The following is a 22848-nucleotide window of genomic DNA, read 5'->3' as shown; positions in this document are numbered from 1 at the left end:
CTAGGTTCAATTGGGTTCGAAGACCGCGGGCGAAGGGAAGTTCTCGTGATTCTGGTCGGCTCAGGAGCTCTGCTGTGGCGTGCCGCAGGTCATGCCGCCTCGGTGGGCACACCGGTCGACGTTGTCATCCACCCAGAGGGCGAAGCCGTCCCCGCGTGGGCGTCCGATCTCGAATGCGCCGGCACCGACGACGTCAACGAGTTGGCCGACGGCATCGACGAGTTCTGTACGGACGGGTTGGTGTGTTCGACCGGCAATCCCTTCATCTTTCGTGAGCCGATCCTGGAACTCGGCGTGACCATCGTGAACATTCACGGCGGACCGCTTCCGCGGTATCGGGGCCTGCCCATTGCCGCCGCAGTATTCGCAATCCTGAACGGTGAGAAAGAATTCGGTGTCACGCTCCATCGCGTCGACGCGGGGATCGACACCGGCGACGTCATCGACAGACGGGCTATCGCCCTCACCGAGTCCGTGACGCTGGAGGAACTGTCGATGGAGGTGACGCAGGCTTGCCACGACATCTTCGTCGACAACATCGATTCCCTCGATCGAAGCCCGGCGCCGGCCTCCGCGAACCACTCCTCTGCTCCCGCAGGCTATTACGGGATGAAGCAACTCGCCGACATCGGCAAGTACCGGGACCATCCGAACTTCGTCCGGGCCACGGAACTCGGCGTACTGGAGGACCACTACCCGGCGTACCGGGATCTGTTCGCGTCCTACCGGGCCTGACCGACTCCCGCACCGCTGTTTCCGACGGCGGCAGGGCACGCTACGCAATGATGGCGCCGGCAAACGCCGGCGCCATCATCGATCTGAGTCAGGTACTCACTTCTGCGGGAGCTTCTCCAACTGCGCTTCCAGGCTGTCCAGGCTGGCCATTCCGGATGCGTAGGTGAACGGATCCGTGTATGCCACAGCCAGAACCCGTCCGGCCTGTACTGCGGGCAGACTCTTGAAGAGCTCGGAGTCGAGCATCGCCTGCACCTCTGGTGTGGTGGTTCCGTCTGCGCGTGTCGGGTAGACGATCACGTCGTAGTCGGCGAGCATTCCCAGCTGCTCATACGAACGTTCCTGTCCCTCGCCCGTGGGGAAGGTCAGACCCGCGGCCTCGAGCTTGTGTGGCACATACGTTCCGGCGTTCTGGTCCCAGAAAGTGCCCGGTGACCACGACGCGACCGCGACGAACTTGGTGCCGTCGATCTTGTCGGCGTACTTCTGGTGGATCTCGTCGGCGCGTGCGTGGAACTGCTGCTTCTGCTCCTCGGCCTCGGTCTTCATGCCCGCGATGTCGGCCGCCTCGTCGAAGGTCTCGTACCAGTCGGTGACCAGCAATGACCCGCCCTCGAGGTTCACGACCGGCGCGATGGCCTTCAGCTTCTCCTTGTCGATTGCTTCCCAATGCTTTTCGAGAACGTTGCCGACGATGAGGTCGGGCTCGAGCGCGAGAATCGCCTCATAATCCGGTTGCGCGATGGTGCCGACCTTGGGCAGGCTCTGGTACTTGTCCCAAGCGGCCGTGTCGGTGCCGAAGTAGTCGGCCGTGTAGAGATCCGGTACGCCGACGACCTTGTCGCTACCGAGGCTGAGCAGTGCTTCTGCCGAGCCACGCAGCGCCACGATGCGCTGGGGGTCGGTCGGGATCTCGACAGGACCGTCGACAGTTTCCACCGTCCGGGTCTCGCCCGAGGCCGAATCCTTGTCGGAATCGTCCGAGCATCCGGTCAGCAGGACCACAAAAAGCAGTGGCAGCGCGGCCAACAACGACCACAGCCGCAGTCTTCGAGACTTCTTCATTGTCAGTTCTCCATTCTTGCTCCGGAAATGTTCCGGAGTGTTTATCAAAAGGTATTTCAGCTTCGGGTATCAGAGATGAACCGGCGCAACCGATCTCCCCAATCCGCAACGACGTCGTCGTCAAGCATCTCTCGATGCCCCTTTATGGTCGATGAATATTCCACCTTTCCAACGATGTGATGACGCCAGTTAAAGGTGTCTAGATTGCCGTCCACCCCTGCCTGCAACAGCAAAGCATCCGCGTGTACCTGTCCTTGCGTCGGGCTCGCAAGATGCTCGGTGGCGGTCGCGCCCGACTTCAACATGCCTCGTACGTCGGACTTTTGGATCCCCGGCCACAGCGGCGCCACATCCACGGCGTGATCGACGAGCTCGTCCACCGTCGAGAAACCTCCAGGGTGGTTGATGCTGAATGCGTAGCAGAAGTCGTCGATCGACTCTTGTAGCGACATCGCTCCCGTGATGTAACCCGGCTCCGGTGTCGGGCCCGAGTCGAGCAGCGTCAGGCTGATCAGTCTCGAGTCGCTCTGCTTCTCGATCAGTTTGGCGAGTGCAAATGCGAGGTGCGCGCCGTACGACCAGCCGAGCAGATGGATGTCGCCACCATCGGCCACACGGTCGATGAGGTCGAAGTACCAGCGCGCCGTCGCATCCAGATCGCCCATGTCCATCTCGGGATCGAACAGCGACACGTTCTGCAGCCCGTACACGGCCACGCCGTCCGGTACGTGGGCCACCAAGCGGTCGTACATCACGGCTGATCCCGACGCGGGATAGGCACAGAACAGGTGCTCGGTGTACGCGGCCCCGGCCGTCGGAGAAAGCCTCAGCAGCACAGAGTCCCGCAGATGATCGGTATCCGAGTGATCGGTGGACCGGTCGATCAGGTTCGCTATCGACGACACCACCGGGCTCTCGAAGATGTTGCGAACACCCACCTTCACACCGAACTCCGCAGCTATTCGCGATGCCAGCCGCACGGCGGTGAACGAATGCCCTCCGAGATCGAAGAAGTTGTCGTCGGCCGACAGTTCGACGTCACCGAGTCCCAGCACCTGCGCCACCAGTTCCCCGACGGCCCTTTCGGTTCCGGGGGACAGGGTCCGTCCGTCACGGCCGTGCCCGCTCACCTCCACCGCGGGAAGAGCGGAACGGTCGAGCTTTCCGTTGGCCGTCACCGGCAGAACGTCGAGCATGGTGAACGCCGTGGGCACCATGTGGGCCGGCAGTCGAGAACCGCACCAGTCGCGCAGATCATCGTCGAACGCAGCCGGGTCGTCAGTGACCTCGCCCGTTGTGTAGTACGCGGCCAGCGTCTTTCCCGACGATGGGTGGTCGACTGCGATCACGGCGGCCGATGACACCCGGGGGTGGCCGTCCAGGATTGCAGCGACCTCGCCGGGTTCCACACGTTGGCCTCGGATCTTCACCTGGTCGTCCACGCGTCCGACGTACTCCAGCACACCATTGCCGTCGGCTCGCACCAGATCCCCTGTGCGATAGAGCCGTCCACCGCGTCCGGTCGGATCTGCGATGAACCGCGATGCAGTCAGCCCGAAACGATCGTGGTAACCACGGGCCAACTGCGCGCCTGACAGGTACAGTTCGCCCACCACACCTGCCGGGACCCGTCGTAGCCATGGATCGAGCACGTGCACACCGCAATTGGCCACCGGCCATCCGATCGGGACATAACCTTCACGTTGTTCACCGGGTACCGCTCCACAGTCGAAGTACATCACCTCGCCCGATTCCGTCGGCCCGTAGATGTTGAGGACGTTGGCGCCCAGTGACGACTCGATCGAGTCGGCCAGACTCCAGCGAAGTGCCTCACCGGCGAGCAGGACCTCGGCCACCTGGGCCCCGGCGTCCGCGTCGACGTTCTCCACGAGGATGTCGGCCATCGACGGCACGAAGTTCACGCGTTCGATGTCGTGGCGGGTCACCGCGTCGACGATCTTCCACGGATCGCGATGATCGCCGGGCGCGAGAACCACCACGGCGTGCCCCTCCACCAGCGGCGAGAGCAGTTCGGGCAGCGACACATCGAACCCGATCGGCGTCTTGACAAGAATCGGCCCGGTCAACGGGTACCGCCTGCGGCCCCATTGCAACCGGTTGGCCAGCGCCCGGTGCGAGACAACAACGCCCTTGGGCTGCCCGGTTGTCCCCGAGGTGTAGATCAGGTAGGCGGCGTCATCGGCGAACAGAGGTCGGCTCCGGTCGTCGTCGGTGATCGGCGCATCCGATTCCGCGGGGCTGCTGCCGATTGCCAGGACGTCGATCACCGGGATGTCGGCGGTACCGGGTGAACCGTTCCAGTCCGGCGAATTGGTCACCACCACAGTCGGAGAAGAGTCCTCGAGCAGGTAGGTGATCCGCTCTTCGGGGTAGGAGGGATCGATCGGCAGGTAAACGCCGCCGGCGCGCAACACCGCAGCCATCATCACCGGCAGCCATTCGTCCCGTTGCGCGACCACGGCGACGTGGTCGCCGACGTGTACGCCCGCTCCGATCAAATGGCGGGCCAACCGGTTCACGCGGCCGTCGAGCTCTGCGAACGACCACTCGATCGCGCCGTGTACAACTGCGATGCTCGAGGCGAATTCAGCTGCAGCGCTCCGCAACAACCCGTCGACCGTGACTTCCTCGTGGACGGTCGTTGCCCCAGGGGCCTGAGCGGATCGGGTGATGTCGACGTACTCGACAGGTACCAACTGCGCGAGCGAGGTGTCGAGATCCTCGGCCACCACTTCGAGTACCTGCACCAGTGTCTCGATGAAACGCCTGATCGTCGATTCCTCATAGAGGTCGACCGCGTATGCCAGGTTGGCATCGATCCGCTCGCCGTCGTCGACGAAGAAGACGTCGAGATCGGCCTTGACCACTCCGAGACTGCCACCCAGTGGATCGAGCAGGCCCAGGCCGGCTTTCGCAAGGAGGTCACGCTCGTGCGATCCGCTGGACTGGGCGACATAGCTCACCAGCACCTGCACCAACGGGTTCGCGCCGGCGACGTGAGCGCCGTTCCCCGCGGCGACGATCTGGTCGAACGGTACCCGCTGGTGTTCGAACGCGGTCAGCACGTTGTTCCTGGTGCGCTGCAGCACGGTTCGGAAGGTGTCCTGTGGAAGCAAGCGATGCCGTATCGGCACCGTGTTGACGAGATAGCCGACCGTATCGGCGACGGTCTCCTCCGATCGGCCGCCCGTCGGCGATCCCAGCACGAGGTCGGTGCCCGAACCCAGCCGGTTCATCGCCACGGCGACCGCCGCGTGCAAGGTCATGAACATCGAGACGTCCAGCCTCGCCGCGGTCTCGCGGACGCGCGACACCAGTCCGTCGTCCAGCGAGATCTCGAGGTCGATCCCCTTGAAGCTCTGCCTGCTCGGCCGGCTGCGATCCGGAGGCAGGGTGGACAGTTCCGGTGCACCGGCCAACTGGTCGTTCCAGTAGCGCACCGACTCGTCGAATCGACCCTGGTCGAACAGCGATCGCTGCCACACCGCATAGTCGGCGAATTGCACTGCGAGAGGCTCGAAGACAGGTGCCTCACCGCTGCGACGTGCGCAGTAGGCATTCCAGAGATCCCCGGACACCGAGCCGATGGATCCCTCGTCGACAAAAGCATGGTGCAACGCCAAGCCCACGACGAACTGGTCGTCGCTGCGGCGCATGATCACGCCTCGCAAGGTCGAGTCCGCAGCAACGGACAGTGGCCTGCTGCCCCACTGCTCGATGAGCGAGGCGGTCTCGTCGTCGCTGCATCCGACTGCGTCGACGTGGTCGATCTGCAGCCACCGCTCGACCGAATCCGGCGGCGTGATGACCTGCACGATCGAGCCGTCGTCGGCCTCTGACAGTCGTGTCCGCAGCGGCTCATGGCGGACGACGAGGTCACGCAGGGCGGCGGACCACGCGATGGGTTCGAGACGGCCGGAGACGTGCCACAGGATGGTCACCGTGTAGGTCGACCCCGCACCCGCCATCTCGTCGATCACCCACAGTGCCTGCTGCCCATAGGAAGCCGGGATCTGGTCCGGCCGCTCGATCTCGCCGATCCGCGGCAGTCCGGGTGCCTTCTCGACGTCGCCAGGACTGTCGTGGCCGTCGATGGCGGCCGCCATCTCCGCCACTGTCGGGTGATCGAAGATCGCACGAACGGAGATCGGTTGACCCAGTGTGTTGCTCAAGCGTCCGGCCAGACGCATCGCGAGCAGCGAATGACCACCCATGTTGAAGAAGTCCGCATCAGTCGACACCTGGGATATCCCGAGGGTGTCTGCGACCGCGACAGCGATCGTCTTCTCCAACTCCGTCTGGGGCTCGCGCGCAACCTCTTCTGCCAGTTCGATCTCGGGTAGAGCGCGTACGTCGACCTTGCCGTTCACCGTCAGCGGGATGTTCTCGACAACCCCGATAGCCGAGGGAACCATGTAGTCGGGCAGCCGGGCCGCGAGATGATCACGGAGGTCGGAGACCTCGATCGTCGCCTCCCCCGCAGCAACGACGTAGGCGTGCAACGCCTTACCGGACGAACTCTTGCGGACCACAACCGTGGCGCGCGACACGTCGTCACGATCGACGAGGGCACTGGCGATCTCCGCCGGTTCGATGCGGAACCCACGGATCTTGATCTGATCGTCCGAGCGCCCCAGGTACTCCAGCGACCCATCTGGCTGACGCCTCATCAGGTCGCCGGTGCGGTACATCCGTTCGCCCGACCGCCACGGGTGGGCGATGAACGACGCGGCCGTCAGATCAGGCCGACCCTGGTAGCCCCGGCCCATTCCGGCACCGCTGAGATACAACTCGCCCGCCACGCCGTCGAGCACCGGGGTGAGCGACCGGTCGAGCAACAGTGCCATCGTGTTGAAGATCGGCTCGCCGACATTCGGGCGGTCACTGTCGGCGAGATTCGCGCCGAGCGCGTTGATCGTGTATTCCGTTGGGCCGTAGAGGTTGTACGACCACAGACCGGGTCGCTCACGCAGCGTCGCCCACAACGTCTCCGGGACCGCCTCTCCTCCGAGCGAGAAGAACGAGATGCCGTCGTAGCCGGGTTCGGTCGGGGTGAACAGGCCTGATTCGACCAGGAGTTCACCGTAGGAGGGCGTGACGTCGAATCCGTCGATGCGGTTCTGCGCGTAGTAGGACAGCAGCGCAGCAGGATCTTTGCGCATGCTCTCACTGATGACGTACACCGAATGTCCGTCCAGCAGCCAGAACAACTGCTCCCACGAGGCATCAAACGAGAACGACGTGGTGTGCGCGATCTTCATCGGTTCGCCGCCCCGGCCTTCGGTGGCCGGGCGGAAGATGCGCTCGACGTGGTTGTAGAACATGTTGATCAATCCGCCGTACGGGACCGCAACACCTTTCGGCGTACCGGTGGAGCCCGACGTGTAGATGATGTACGCCAGGCCGGCTGGATCGACAGCGCGCTGCACCGTCTCGGGCACCGGTGTATCGGCCCCGGACAAGGTCTCACCCACGAGCAGCAGTTCGCGTGCGGTCGCGGGAAGGGATGACGCCAGCATCGCCGAGGTGCACACGATCGAGGACTCCGAGTCATCGAGGATGTATCCCACCCGGGCAGGCGGCAATTCGGGGTCGATCGGCACGTAGGCAGCGCCGATCTCGAAGACCGCGAACATCGCGATGGCCATGTTGTGGTCGCGCTCGAGGTACAGGGCGACCCGGTCCTCCGATCCGATGCCCCGTCGGACCAGTTCGGCCGCCAACGTGCGGACGTGCGCCGACATCTCCTCGAACGTGAGGCGAGTCCGGCCCGACACCAACGCAGTCCGGTCGGGATGTGCCTGCACCTGACGGGCCAGCAGCGACGCTATGGACTCCGTCGGGATGTCCTGGCGCACCAGACCGGCGGTGACACCGGCAACAGCCTCGTCCTCGGACAGAACCGAGATCCTGGCCATCGGCGCATCCACATCGTCGACGAACCCGCGCACGACTCGCACGAACCGTGCCATCAGGGTGGTGACCTCGTCTGCGGTGAGAAGGTCACTGCGATAGGCACATCGGAGATGAATGGTTCGGCCGGGATGACAGGCGATCGACACCGGGTAGTGCGTCGCGTCCTGCAGTGACACATCGTCCACCGAGACCGAGCCGTCCGGACCGATCTGCGACCATTGCGCGTCGGTGTCGATCCACTGGTGGTTCTGCATCACGAACAGCGTGTCGAACAGCTGGTCCACGCCCACCGCGCTGTGCAGTTGCGACAGCTGCACATAGGGGTGTTCGATCGTCTCGAGCTGGCTGTGCTGCTGAGCGCGTAGGTGTTCACGGACCGTGTTTCCCGGGCGCACCGTGGTGCGCACCGGAACCGTGTTGAACAGCAGACCGATGATCTGGTCGGAGTCCTGCAGATCCGGGCTTCGGCCTGAGGCCACCGTGCCGAACACCACGTCGTTCTGGCCCACGAGCTTGCTCAGCAGCACACCCCACGCTGTATAGAGCAGTGTCGCAACAGTGACGCCGGCGTCAGCTGCCACGGCGCGTATCGAAGCCGACAGCGTCTCGTCGAGATCCATCTCGTGGTCCCGCGCATGCGAGGCGCGAGCGGGCTCGGTGACGCCAGGACGGATCAGGGTAGGCGATTCGATGCCGCCCAATTCGCGGGCCCACACTGCGTAACCTGTTGGAGTGTCACGGGTCTGGAGCCATTGCAGATAGTCCCGGAACGACGGCTCTGCGGGGGTGATCCGATCGGGCACCACATCGGCGGCGACATCGATCTCGTTGTACAGCCTGAACAACGCCTCCAACATCAGGCCGCTCGACCAGCCGTCCATGAGCAGATGCTCGAAGACGACGGACAACGTCCACCTCTCGGAGTCGTTCTGCAACAGGGCGAACCGCATCAGAGGCGGAGCGTCCGCGGCAAACGGCCGGCGACGTTCGTCCTGCAGGATCGAGTCGCGCCCGAGCCGGGCGGTATCTGCCTGCCGATACCAGGTCCAGGGCACCTCCACCTTGGCCTGGACGATCTGGAAGGTGGATTCACCGTGCACATGGAATCCGGCCCGCAGGTTCGGGTAGCGGTACAGCAATGCCGTGACCGCGGCGTGGAACCGGTCCGGATCGACGGCGCCGACGAAGTCGATCACGAACTGTGACGAATAGACGTCCGTCGAGTCGGCAGCCTCCGCCGTCAGCAGGTGGAAGAGCAGACCCTCTTGGAGCGGACTGACCGGAAGGATCTCGGCGACCTGGCCGAACGTGGCCGACAGTTCTTCGGTGAGGTTCGCACCGACCTCCACCAGTTGCGGGGCCGCGATCTGGTCGTACACAACACCGTCGGCCCACGGATCGGGTGAGGTCAGAAGGCCGACCACCGATCCGGTCGCTGTCAGGGCGGCCGCAACTCGTTCTGCCAGGACCACCGCATCAATCGGCAGCGTTGTCACGACGTCCACGGCCACGGCCACCCCGGAACTCTCCGTACCGGCCACGACCACATCGAGCACCAGCGCATGGTCTCCCGGTGATGCGGTGATGCCCGGCGCCACAGGAGAACCCGCGTGATGGAGCCGTATCAGGATCTGCGCCTCGGGAAGGTCATCGAAGACGCCGATGGTCGCAGGACTGTGGTCGCGCAGGATCAGATAGCCCTCTGCCTCGGCAGGGGTCATCGCCAGAGCGTCGTGGGTCTCGTCGGCGAGATCGCCTGTTTCCGAGGCCCATCGGACCAACACGGGGAACGTCCGCCGCGCTCGCCCGATGATGTACTGCCGTATGTCTTCGCGCGACGGTTCTTCGATGTCGATGATGACACCTTCGGAGACGAGGTCCGCAGGGGTCAGGACATCGATGGAGCAAAGAGCCTGCACCGTCGACGACACCACCGACGCACGCAGGTCTGCCAGGTCGACCGGTCCGGTTGCGGCACCAACATTCACGACACTGCGTCCCATGCGCGGATCTCGGTCATCGAAGGCCAGGGTGATCGGATCGGCGATGTCGACATCATCGGCGAAGGCCAGCCATCGGTCACTGTGGTCGTCGACGCGCTCGCCCGCGGCGTCACGCTCGGTGTCGATAAGGCCGGCCGGTGGTAGATCGATCTGCAACCGATCCGCATCAGGGACTTGCAGTACCGCAAACAGAAGAGTCTTGATCACGCCGGCCGATTCGAGGTCGAAGCGGCCGTCACCGGGCACGCGGATCTCGAAGTCGTCGGCGTGCACGCCGTCGGAGGTCGAACACACGATCAACGGAGTTGTCGCTGCCGGTCGCGGTCCGTCCCGATCCACGGCAAGCGGCATCTGCACCACACCGGACCCGGTCAGGCCCCAGCCGAGGAGCCGCAACGCGGCCACGCGTACGTCGCTGACGGTGAACCGGGAGCCGGCCAGCCGGACACTCTCAGAGAGAACGGCTTCCGCCTTATGGTCACCGGTTGGCATCCCGCCGAGTCGCGACCGCTCGGGTGCGATGTACTCCGAGCACAATTGCTGCACTGTCGCCGTCGGCGACTGACTGCCGGCGATCAGCAGGAATGCGGTGGTCGCCATCAGGTTCTCGATGGTTGCGGGCTCGAACAGGGCCGATGCGTAGCTGAACCACAGAGTCCAGGCGCCGTCGTTGTCGATGATGGCAACGGTGAGATCGAACTTCGCAACCGACTCGGAGCGCCCGGCATCGAGGACATCGATCGCGCGACTGAGATATCGGTGGGACTCGTCAGGTGCCGCTGCGCGGTACGCGGTCAACACCTGAAAGACCGGCGATGTGCTCTCGGCACTCACGCGCAGACTCGGTGACGATGCCACGAACTCGAACGGCACGTCTCGGGCGTCGAGGGATTCGAGCAGAAGCCGACGCGATTCGGCTACGTTGTCGGAAAAGCTCGCGGATGGTTCGGTCGACACCGGCACCGGAACGGTGTTGAGGTAGTACCCGATCGACTGCTCGGCATCAGGACCCTGGCGCAGGGTCGCCGGCGTACCGAAGACGGACCTGTTCGCGGCGCCGTGCGATGCCAACGCCGCAGACAGTGCGGCGTTGAGGAGCATCAGCGGCGTGACACGACTCCGGGCGGCGAATTGTTGTACCTGTTCGACGAGTTGTTTCGGCACAACACATTCGGCTTCCGCCGCCGTCGATGCCGCTGGCCGGCCGGGGCCCGCGTGGTCGTAGGGCAGGTACGGGTACACCACGTGGTCCGCGAGCCGCGTCGTGATCCGCTCGATGAGGGCGGAGCGCCCGCCCGCTGCCGAGTCGAGCACGGACCGTTCCTGGATCGCCCAGTCGGCGAACTGCCGCAGACGTCCCTGGCCGTCTGCAAGCTGTTGTCGCGCAGGGTCATCGCCACTCTCAGCCCGCAGAGCGAGGTCGAGATCGGACAGGAAGACGTCGAAAGACGTCTCGTCGAACACGATGTGGTGTCCCGCCACCAGCAGCCACTGACGACCGGCACTGCGCAGATGCACGAACTCGACAAGCCACTCCTCCGAGCCGTCCCGTGGCCGTCCGAGGCGCTCGCCGGCCGTGCGCGCAACATCAGCCTCCGCTACGTCGACGATGTCGTACGGAACACCGTCGGCGTCGCGTGCGTCACGGATGACCTGGACCAGATCTCCCGCACGCCAGTCGAAGTGAGTCCTCAGCGCTTCGTGGCGCCGCACCACCGACACCACAGCCCGTCGCAGGGTCTCCGCATCAAGACCCGGGTCCACCTGTAACGCATCACCGATGACGTACTGGCTGCTCGGCCCGGTTGCCTGGCCGATCGCCCAGAGCGCCTGCTGGCCATACGAAGCCGGGATATGCGCCGGCCGTTCGATCTTGCCTGGCTGCGGATGCGCGGCCGGTGCGGCGGTCTTCATCGTTGCGTCCACCGCGGCGCTGAGCTCGGCAATGGTCGGGTGATCGAACACCGACCGCAACGTCAGATCAGATCCACACCGGTCGTTGAGCAGCGCGACCAGCCGTGTTGCCGTCAGCGAGTGCCCACCGAGGGCGAAGAAGTCGTCGCCGGCGGCCATCACGACGTCGGCGTCCACCCCGAGAACCCCGGCGACCGTCGTCGCGACCACACGTTCTGTATCGGTTTCCAGCTCGCGTCCCCGGCCGCTCGAGACACCCACGTCCACGGCGGGAAGGGACCGGCGGTCCACCTTGCCGTTGGCAGTCGTCGGCAGCACGTCCAGACGCATGAAGACGGACGGCACCATGTGTGCCGGCAACCTGGCGCCGACCCACTCGCGTAGTTGTTCCGCGAACAGGTCGTCGGACAGATGGGCGCCATCGCCGAGTGCGGTCACGTACCCTGCCAAAGTCACTCCGGCGACCGGATGTTCGACCGGCACCACTGCGGCGGATCCGACCCAGTGGTGGCCGCCCACCACCGCGGCGACCTCGCCGGGTTCCACCCGCTGGCCCCGAATCTTCACCTGATCGTCGACACGTCCCAGATACTCGAGAAGGCCATCGGCATTCCATCGGGCCAGATCGCCCGTCCGGTACATGCGACCACCAGAGCCCCGTGGGTCGGCGACAAAGCTCCCGGCCGTCAGGCCGGGGCGGCGGTGGTAACCACGCGCCAATTGCACGCCCGACACGTACAGTTCGCCAATGACACCTGCCGGCACTCTCCGCAACCACGAATCCAGCACGACGGCAGTGGTGTTGGTGAGCGGACGCCCGATCGGAAGGGTCCCGTCCGAGTAGTCGGCGCCGGGATCGAACTGGCCGAGTACAACCTCGATCGTCGCTTCGGCCGGCCCGTAGATGTTCCATGCCCGCACACCAAATCTCGTGTGGAGGTCACGGGCAAGCGACAACGGCACCGCTTCGCCACCCAGCGACAGGACATTGGGCGCCAGCTCCGTCAGGGTGCCCTGCCGCAGCACCTCCTCCATGAGCGACGGGGTGAAGTCGATCCAGGCGAAGTGGTTGTTGTTCAACAGCTCAGCGATATACGCCGGGTCTGCGAACTGGGTGTCATCCAGATAGTGCACAACACCGCCGAAGGCCAGCGGCCAGAACAACTCTGCCGCCGCCGGATCGAAACCGATTGCCGTTCTGGCCATCACGACATCACCCGGAGCCAGTTCGCAGAGGTCTTGGCGGCGACGGATCAGCTCACCGAATGCCCGGTGCGTGATGTCGACCCCTTTGGGTCGCCCGGTGGTGCCCGAGGTGTACACCACGTAGACCGAGTCGTCGGCATGTAATCGACGCGAGCGTTCGTCATCGCCGACGGGCGCCGGGTCCATGATGTCGATCCGCGACGCCACCGCTGGATCGGCCAGATCAAATGTGTTGGTGTGGCCGTACATCGAGCCATCGTCGTCGCGACCGGCGGTGATCAACACCGCAGCGCCGCTGTCTTCGATCAGAAACCGGATTCGATCGAGTGGGTAGGCGGGGTCGATGGGGACAAACGCGGCGCCGGCACGCACCACCGCGGCCATGGCAAGAGGCAGCTCCGGGCGCCGGTGGATCAGGACCGCCACACGGTCCCCGACCTCGACGCCGGATCGGATCAGGTGGCGGGCCAGCCGGTTGACACGCTGATCGAACTGCGCCGAGGTGTAGGTCTGGTTTCCGAAGACCAGCGCAGGTTCCGACGGACGCTCACTGGCGGCGGCCTGGAGCATGGCGTCCACGGTCGGGTGCTCGGCAGCCAGGTTTTCGCTGCGTCCGGCATCCTGCAGCGGCACGGGGCCGAACTCGACGGCGCTCAGCGGCTTGTCAGGAGCGTGGACCATCACGTCGAGGACGGCGGTGAACACGTCGACGAAACGGTCGATGGAGGCCGGTGTGTACAGCTCGGTGGCGTACGAGACACCGCCCGTCAGAACGCCGTTCAGCACTTGGAACTCGAGTTCGAGGTCGGCCTTCACGGTCTTCAGGACACCGCCGACCCTCTCGAAATGGGACAGGCCGGCGGGCTGGAGGGTGTCGTCTCTGATCTGTTCGTGCTCGGTCACGAAGTTCAGCAGCACCTGACACAGCGGGTTCACTCCCGGAATCCGGCCGACGCGTGATGCCGCCACAACCCTGTCGAAAGGGATCAACTGGTGGTCGAGAGCTCCGAGCACTGTTTCCCGGGTGGCGCTCAAGAACTCTCTCGGCGTCCACATCGGTTGCAGGCGGTGCCGGACGGCCACGGTGTTGATGAAGTAGCCGACCGTGGACATGACTGCCGCGTCCGGACGTCCCGCGGTCGGCGAGCTGAGCACCATGTCCGAATCGGCCCCCAGCCTGTGCAAGGTCAGAGCGACCGCGGCGTGGACGACCACGAACATCGAGGCATCGGTGTCAGCGGAGAGCTGTTGCAGGACAGCGGTTGTCACCTCGTCGACGACAAGTCCGGTGTAACCGCCCTGGAAGGTGGGGGTTGCCGGCCGCGGCCGATCGGGCGGGAGGGTGGACAACTCGGGCGCCCCAGCCAGGGTATCGGCCCAGTACTGAGTGCCTCGCTCGAAGGCAACGGTGTCGACGAGCTGCTGCTGCCACACCGCGAAGTCCGCATACTGCAACACAACCGGCGGCAGAGCCGGTTCCCGATTCTCGCTCAGGGCGCCGTACGCTGCCCAGAGCTCGCTCGCGACCGTGGACATCGACCACTCGTCGACAAACGCATGATGTATCGCAACCGCGAGGATGTGGCCGCCATTGTCACGCGGTGCGACGAGCGAGCGGATCGGCATGTCCGTATCGAGGGAGATCGGACTCTGCACCCAGTTCTCCACCGTGTCCCAGTCGACGCTGTCATCGGACCCCTCCAGGTGCAGATGGTCGGTGGTCAGCCACCGGCCCACGGAGTCTGCGGGTTCCACGATCTGGACAAGACCGTGTTCTCCGGCCTCCACCAACCGGGTCCTCAGCGCCTCGTGGCGGCGGACGACCACTTCGAGGGCTCGTTCCCAGGCCGCCTGGTCGAAACGCCCCTCCACGTACCACTTCACCGGTACGACGTACCGGCCGCTCGCTTCCGAGAGGCCCTCGATGGCCCAGAGAGCCTGCTGGCCCGAGGAAGCCGGTATGTGCTCCGGCCGGTTCACGGCCACGAGCCGAGGCAAAGCCGAAGAATCATCGGGGCCACCCGCCGCATCCATCGCCCCGGCCAGGCCAGCGATGGTGGGGTGATCGAACACCGAGCGCAACGTCAATCCCCGGTCGCATCGCGCGTTGAGCAACGCGATCAGCCGGGTTGCCAGCAGCGAGTGCCCGCCCAGGACGAAGAAGTCATCCTCGGCCGACAACTGGACTTCCCCGAGCCCGAGGACGTCGGCCACCAGCGCGGCAACGGTGTGTTCGGTCTCCGTCGACAATGGACGGCCACGTCCACCGCCTGCCCCCAGATCGATTGCCGGCAGCGCACTTCGATCCAGCTTCCCGTTCACGGTCACCGGGAGCTCATCGAGCCGAACGAACGCAGAGGGGACCATGTGGGTGGGCAATCGCGACGCTGCCCACTCGCGCAGTTCGTCGTCGAACCCGTCGGCCACCGACGCGACAGCGTGGGCGTCGGACGTCTCGGTGCCGGCTTCTGTGTAGTAGGCGGCGAGTACCGTGCCCGACACCGGGTGTTCGACCGCCACCACGGCCGCGGACGAGATGTGTGGGTGCGCGCCGAGTACCGCAGTGACCTCGCCGGGTTCCACACGCTGGCCCCGAATCTTCACCTGGTCGTCGGCACGGCCCGAATACTCCAGGACGCCGGTGGTGGTCCACCGGACGAGATCGCCTGTCCGATAGATCCTCTCGCCCGAGCCCGCGGGGTCGGCGACAAACCGGGATGCCGTCAGACCGGATTGCCCACGATAGCCGCGAGCCACCTGGACACCCGATACGTACAACTCACCGACGACACCGACGGGTGTCGGTCGCAGCATCGGATCGAGCACCAGCACAGCCGAATTGGCCACGGGAAGGCCGATGGGCACCGAACCGTGCCCGTCCGGCGACAACAAATGAGTGGTCACGTCACCGGTGACCTCAGTGGAGCCGTAGAAGTTCGTCACCGCCGCATCCGGCCACGCAGACGTGAGCTGCTCGACTGTCGGGACATCGAGTCGCTCACCCGACACCGTCAATCGGCGCAGGCTGGCCGGTGAGACGCCGGACGCCGCGATGTTGCGAGCCAGGGACGGGACCATCACCACATCGGTGACACCCGCCCGCGCGCACAGCTCCGACAGTTGTGCGGGGTCTTTCGCCACGTCTGCGGTCGCGACGATCAGGCGACCTCCGACCACAACGATGTGCAGCATCTCGGTGAGTGCGTCGATGAAGCCGAGACCGGATTTGGCAACGCCGACCACGTCGTCGCTGTCGCCGATGAGATGCGCGCCCCAGGACAGGCGGTTCACCAGGGAATGATGCGTCACTTCCACACCCTTGGGTGCACCCGTGGTACCCGAGGTGTAGATCACGTACACCAGGTCACCGGCCAGCAACGGCCGGTTTCGTTCCGATTCCCTGATCGGTTCGCCGGACACCGCAGCGATCATGTTGAGGGTCAACTCATCCCGGAGGTTCACGAGTCGCCCGCCCCCGAACAGATCGTCCTCGGCACCCGGGAAGTCGGGGCCCAGGGAGTCGGGGGCCACCGTGCTCAGGATGGCGGTCGGTGTGCACTCGGCCAGGATGTGGTCCCGGCGTCGCCGGGGATGCTCGGGATCCACCGGGACGTAGACCGCACCCGCGCGGATGATGGCCGCAACGCAGATGGGTAACCATTCATCGCGACCACCGATCAGGGCCACTCGGTCACCGACCTGGACACCGGAGACGAGCAAATGCCGGGCCAGCCGGTTCACCTGCGCGTCGAACTGCGCGTAGGTCATCTCCACATTTCGGTGGACCACCGCGGTCTGGTCATGATGGGACTGTGCAGACGCGACCAGCAGCGAATCGACCGTCGTGTCCGGAGGTACCTGCAACGCGGGTCCAGCCGAGACCTGCTTGATCACCGAAGCTTCCGAGGCGCCCACGGTGTTCAGTCGCGCGATCTGTGTGTCAGTCCCCGCTCCGAATGCCTCGAGAACACGGGTGAAGATGTCCAGGATCCTGCGGGCGGAATCGGCGTCAACGCCGGCGGGGTGGTAGGACAACTCGACAGACAATTCGGCGGCGGGAACGACGCGCAGCGTGAGCGGATAGTTCGTCGAATCGCGCCACTGCCGTAGCTCGAGAGAGAGTCCGGTTGCGCGTTGCAGTTCACCCAGCACGGTGTCGTCGTTGACGTAGTTCTCCATCACCACGAGCGTGTCGAACAATGCCGGCATCGCGCTGAGACGGTGGATGTCGGTGAGCGAGACCTGATGACCCTCGAGCACCGCCACGTTGAAGGCGTGCACGGTGTCGAGCACTGCATCGATTGTCATGTCGGGTGACACGGTCACGACCGTGGGAATGGTGTTGACGAACATTCCGACGGCGGTGTCGATGCCGTCGATGTCCACGGACCGCCCGGAGACCACCGATCCGAAGACCGTTGTCGCCGAACGCGTATGGATCTGCAGTGTCAGCGCCCACGCAGCCTGGACGACGGTATTCAGTGTGATCGATCTGCGCTTGGCGAGGTTTGCGAGTTCGGCGGTCACGGGCGCGGAGAGAACCATCTCGGCAGTGTCGGGGAAAGACGTGTCGTCCGGTTGCCAGCCACCGGCCACCAGGGTCGGTTCGGTGACTGCGGACAGCGGGCCCTGCCAGACGTCGATGGCGTGCTGCGCGTCCGACTCGGCCATCCGGCGCACGAAACGGAAGAACGTGTCGTCCACCTGCGAGGCAACGGTTTCGGGCGCTTGGTAGGCCCGCAGCAGGTCTTGGACGAGCAGCGGAGTGGACCAACCGTCGAGTACCGCATGGTGCGACGTGAGGACAAGAACACCCGCTTCGTCGGCGGTGAGCAGCAGTGTCAGACGAATGGGTGAGCCATGCTCGACATCGAAGCCCCGTGCCCGGTCGTCCTCGATGAACGTGGCGGCATCGTGTTCCGGATCGGCACTCGCCCGGAGGTCGATCACCGTCAACGGCTCGTCCACGGTCACCGGGATGACGGCGACGGGAGTGCCGTCGTGAGCGGTCCGCACAGCCGTCGTCAGCTGCGGGTACCTCGTCAACACCGCTCGCCATGCGGCGCGGAGCCTGTCAGGCTGCACCCGGCCGGCAACGTCGCGAACGTGTTGCGCCGTATACAGATCGACGCCGCCGGACGCATTGAGGGCTGAGTGGAAAAGGACACCGCGCTGGGCCGGCGTCAGTGGGTGCACCCCGAGAAGTTCCCCGTGATCGCGCTCCCAGGTCGAGATGTCGTCCGCCGACACGTCGACCAGGGGAAAGTCGCTGGGCGAGTGTGCCACAACCGCTTGCGGTGAGGTGGCGTACTCCGCGAGTGCCGCCAGCGCCGTCGTCCATCGGTCGGCAAGTGCACGCACTGCGGCTTCATCTATGACCGACTCGACGTAGGCGAAATCTGCGTGCAGCTCGACTCCGGAATCGGAGACGACTGCCCTGGCGGTGATGTCGACGACCGCCGGGGCCGGCATCTCGTCGGCCGCATGCAGACCCAATCCCGCTGTCTCCGGGGCGGATTGCCATGGCAATTCACTGTCGACGCCACCAACATCGGCACCTCGGAACTGGCCGAGGTAGTTGAACGCGATCTGCGGGTGGTCCAGGGCGGTGAGCCCAGTCGCCGGTCCGGTGGCGAGGTGGCGAAGAACTCCGTAACCGATGCCCTTGTCGGGTATCGAGGAAAGCGTCTCCTTCACGGTCAGGACTGCATCCAGCGCGCGCTTTCCGTGCAACCCGTCGGCTTCGGATCGTCCGAACTCGCTGCTAGGTAGCGGAAGCCGCACCGGGTACCACGATGTGAACCATCCGACTGTTGTCGACAGATCCGCGCCGTCGACGACTCCCTCTTCGCGGCCGTGACCCTCCAGTCCGATGACCATCCCGTCGTGCGACAACTCATCACGATCGGTGAACAACTGGCTCAGCGCCGCGGACAGCGCGCCGATCAAGACGTCGTCGACGGTTCCCGCAGCGATCCGCGGGACGTCGGTCAGTACCGCGGACGCGGTGAGCGCAGGTATCGTCACATTCACGCGCCGCATATGGGCACAGGTGTCACGCTGCGGATCGAGTTGCCGATGCCCGAGGACGGCCTCGGTCTGCCCGGCCATCGCCAGCCACAGCGGTCTCTGATGATCGAAAGCGCCTGCGGCGGCCCGTCTAGTCAGTGCTTGGGCCCACGCCACCAGCCCGGTGCCTGCGTTCGAAAGGCCTGCATCAGGCGTGCGCGCATCGGAGGACGACGCGGCAGCCAGGTCGTCGGCGAGAATCCGCCAGGAGACCCCGTCCACGACGAGGTGATGGATCACCATGACGAGGCGCCCTGTGGTGCTCGCCGAATCGGTGATCCATCGCGCTCGCCACACCACGCCTGCTGCTGGATCCAGCGCGCCCGCGAGGTCGGTCGCGACTTCTCTCAGGTGCTGCTGCCACTTCTCGGTGCTCCACCGATTGAGCTGTCCATCGATGCGCTCGTCACGATCGAGCCTGTCTGCCGCATTCGCGCCGACGGCACCGACCTCGAGTTGGCGTGCTTCGCCCGATCCGACGACCCGCGCGCGCAATGCCCCGTGTCGTCCGACCACTCGGTCGAGCGCGTCGCGGAGGAGTTCCCACGTCAGGTCCTCGGGGGTCACGAACACAAATGTCTGTGCGAAAGAATCGAATCCGGGTACATCGATCAGACGGTGGGCGATCGGCATCAACGGAGCGAGGCCGCCGTGGCCGCCTCCCGCCGCCTGGTCCCGTCCGAAGATCTCACGGCCATCAACCGCAGGAACAGCCGAGGCCGCGATCGCCGCAACCGTGCGTTGCTCGAACACCATCTTCGCTGTGGTCACCAGTCCTGCGCGCCTGGCTCGCGACACCACCTGGATGGAGACGATGCTGTCGCCACCGAGGGCAAAGAAGTCGTCGTCGGCCGACAGCTGGGTCGCCGGATCGAGGCCGAGTACGTCGAGGAAGACCGCGGCGATGATGTGCTCTGCGGCAGTGCCGAGTTCGCGCCCCTGGCCGCTGCGCGCGCCGAGATCTATTGCGGGAAGCGCTCGGCGATCGAGTTTGCCGTTCGCTGTCATCGGCAATGCGTCCACCCGGACGAACACCGACGGCACCATGTGGGCGGGCAGCGCAGTCTCGGCCCAGACGCGCAGTGCGGCATCGAGTGGCTGTCTTTCGGAGTCGGACTCGACCGCCGCGCAATAGTAGGCAGCGAGAACCGTTCCTGCTGCGGCATGTGGGTTCGCGGCGCCACTCGATTCGGCACCCCGATCGACGGCGACCACGGCAGCTGCCGTCACATCCGGATGCGATTGCACAGCGGCGGCGACCTCACCCGGTTCGATACGGAATCCGCGGATCTCGACCTGGTCGTCGATGCGGCCCAGATACTCCAGCTCGCCCGCGACGTTCCACCTCGCAAGATCGCCGGTGCGGTACATCCGGGTTCCGGACCCGTTCGGGTCAGCGACGAATCTTGTTGCGGTCAGTGAGGGACGACCGCGGTATCCGAGACCGACCTGCGGTCCGGCCACATACAGTTCTCCGACGACGCCGATCGGCGTCGTCTGCAGATGAGGGGTGAGGACGTCGGTACGGAGGCCGGGCAGCGCCCGCCCGATGACCGACGGTCCTGCGACATCGCCGCGCGGCGGAACCACGGTGTGCGTGACGTGCACCGTGGTCTCGGTGATGCCGTACATGTTGATCAACGTCGGCGTGGTCGGGTGGCGATCCAGCCATGGCGCGAGTCTGGCCGCATTCAGTGCCTCGCCGCCGAATATGACCGTTCGCAGTGCGAGGTCTGGGCTATCCGTCCGGTGCTGTTCGGTGTCGATCAACGCATAGAACGCTGACGGTGTCTGATTTAGGACGGTGACCCGGTGCCAGCGGATCGCATCTCCGATGAGGACCGGATCGCGCAGGACATCCTGGCCGACGACTACAAGCGCCGCCCCGGTGGTCAGGGGCATCCACTGTTCCCAGACGGAGAAGTCAAAGGCGTACGAGTGCAGCAAGATCCATACGTCGTCGGCGCGGAAGTCGAAGTGTGTGGTGGCGTCGAACAATGCGACGACGTTCGCGTGACTGACCATGACGCCCTTGGGACGACCGGTCGTGCCCGAGGTGTAGATCAGATACGCCGCATCTGCGGGGAGCAGTCTGCGAGTGCGGTCGGCGTCGCCGACCGGTTCCGGCGACACGGTGTCGAGGTCACGTTCCACCGAAGGGTCCGCGACGTCGATGATCGGCGTCCCCACGATTTCGACGAACCGCCCGATGTCGAGAGCGTCGCCACAGTTGGTCAGCACTGCACTCGGTGCGGCGTCCTGCAGCAAGAACTCGATCCGGCCGTCTGGATAATCGGGGTCCACCGGAACGTACACAGCGCCCGCGCGCATGACTGCCGCGAGCATGACGGGCAGCCACTCGTCGCGCGCGGCCATCACCGCGATGCGGTCGCCGGTGCGCACACCCGATGAGAGAAGGTGCCGGGCAATGCGGTTCACCCGCGAATCGAACTGCGCATAGGTGAGGTGCCGATCATCGACGGCCACCGCGACACGCTCCGGATGCTTCCTGGCTGCAGTCTGCAACAGCTCGTCGATCGTCACCTCGCGGCTGACCTCGGGTTGCCCCGACAACCACTCCGACAACAGGTCGGTGTCGACCGGGTCCGCAGGTGCCAGCGCGCGCAGACGATCGTCGGCCGACAGCGACGACAGCCTGCGGACCGCGCTCTCGATCCGTCGCAGATGCACCCGCAGTTCTGATTCGTCGTATCGGGTGGGGTCGGCCTTGAGTTCGAGCGCGAACCCCTTCACCTTGTCGTTGTAGACGAACAGATTGAGGTCGTCGGCCGGCCCGGTGCCGAGTTCCTCGGTGACCGCGACCGTTCCCGCGAAATCGGCGTGGTAGTCGAACACATGCAGATTGATCTGCGAGAGAGCAGGTTTGACGCCGTCGGACACCTGAGTGAGGCGCTCACCCCGGTATCGCTGATGCCGGCGCACGCCGCCGAGTGCGGCCGCCGCACGGGTGATCCACTCGCCCACGTTGTCGTGTGGATCGATCTCCAGCGACACGGGCAAAACGTTCACCTGCATCATTGGGGTACGCAGGCCCACCCCGCGCCGCGCCATCATCGGAATTCCGATTGTCGCCTTGGTACTGCCCGACCGATGAGAGTCATACCAGGCCCAGAGGGCGATCATCGCCTCACCCCAGGTGGCGCCGACCGATCGAGCCAGTTGATCGACCCTGTCGATGACCTCCCGGTCGATCGACACGGAGACGCCGATGGGCATGTTCGCGCTCGGCGACGCCGGCACCAGCGATGCTGCGGAGTCCGCCAGCGATTCGGCGAAGGCACTCCAGTACTCACCATCGCGCTCGGCGACATCACTGCGCTCGTATTCGTCCTCCGCCGTGATCATCTCGGCCACGGTGCCGAACGTCGACTCCGGTACGGCCGCACCTCGCGACAGCGCGGTGTACACCTGCGCCACCCGACGGGTCAGCAACGACAGCCCGTACGCATCGAGCAGTATGTGGTGCGCCTTGAACTCCCAGACGATCCGCCCATCGTCGAGCGACCACACCGTGGCGGCGAACAAGGGACCGTCAGCGAGGGGCAGCGCCTCGGACATCCGCGTGCGAGCTTGTGCCCGAAGTGAATCGGCGGTGCCCACGTGGTTGCGCACCTCGATCGACGGCGGGGTGGCCGGCACCTGGACCGACTGCAGCGGTCCCTGCGGCCCGGTGTCGAAACGGCACCACAGAACGTCGGCGTCGTGAACGGCGATGCCCACGGCGCGAGCCAGGGTTTCGCCATCGCACCCCGCAGGCAGCCACAGGAGCTGCCCGATCGAGAACACCGGCGAGCGAGGCGCCAATTCCTGAGCGAACCACACGCCCCACTGCGCACCCGAGAGCCTCATGCCACGTCCCATCGCCAAACCACATTCCCTTGCGCTCGCCGATGCGAGA

3 protein-coding genes are annotated in these 22848 nt (G+C 65.3%); 1 reads left to right on the top strand and 2 read right to left on the bottom strand.

Features of this window, described 5'->3' with window-relative positions; all coding sequences use genetic code 11:
- Positions 1 to 45: 45 nt before the first annotated feature.
- The gene (locus ACVWY6_RS00080; RefSeq protein ID WP_457535464.1) at positions 46 to 735 is read left to right on the top strand and encodes a formyltransferase family protein; all 690 of its coding nucleotides are present in this window, start codon (positions 46 to 48) and stop codon (positions 733 to 735) included.
- 96 nt (positions 736 to 831) lie between these two features.
- Here the strand turns inward: ACVWY6_RS00080 and ACVWY6_RS00075 are convergent, their stop codons facing one another.
- Both ACVWY6_RS00075 and ACVWY6_RS00070 read right to left on the bottom strand, forming a co-directional pair.
- Positions 832 to 1800: an ABC transporter substrate-binding protein gene (locus ACVWY6_RS00075; RefSeq protein ID WP_062796892.1), complete on the bottom strand. Its 969-nt coding sequence runs from the start codon at positions 1798 to 1800 to the stop codon at positions 832 to 834.
- Between the two features lie 56 nt (positions 1801 to 1856).
- The gene (locus tag ACVWY6_RS00070) at positions 1857 to 22799 is read right to left on the bottom strand and encodes an amino acid adenylation domain-containing protein (RefSeq protein ID WP_457535461.1); all 20943 of its coding nucleotides are present in this window, start codon (positions 22797 to 22799) and stop codon (positions 1857 to 1859) included.
- Positions 22800 to 22848 lie beyond the last annotated feature (49 nt).

The sequence above is a fragment of the Williamsia sp. R60 genome, from assembly GCF_054063855.1.
The sequence above is the reverse complement of the archived record's forward strand: the minus strand, read 5'-3'. Positions and strand labels throughout refer to the sequence as shown.

Excerpts from the sequence above, each read along its gene's own strand:
- ACVWY6_RS00075 (WP_062796892.1), bottom strand. The coding sequence starts at position 1,800 with ATGAAGAAGTCTCGAAGACTGCGGCTGTGGTCGTTGTTGGCCGCGCTG.
- ACVWY6_RS00070 (WP_457535461.1), bottom strand. The coding sequence starts at position 22,799 with ATGAGGCTCTCGGGTGCGCAGTGGGGCGTGTGGTTCGCTCAGGAATTG.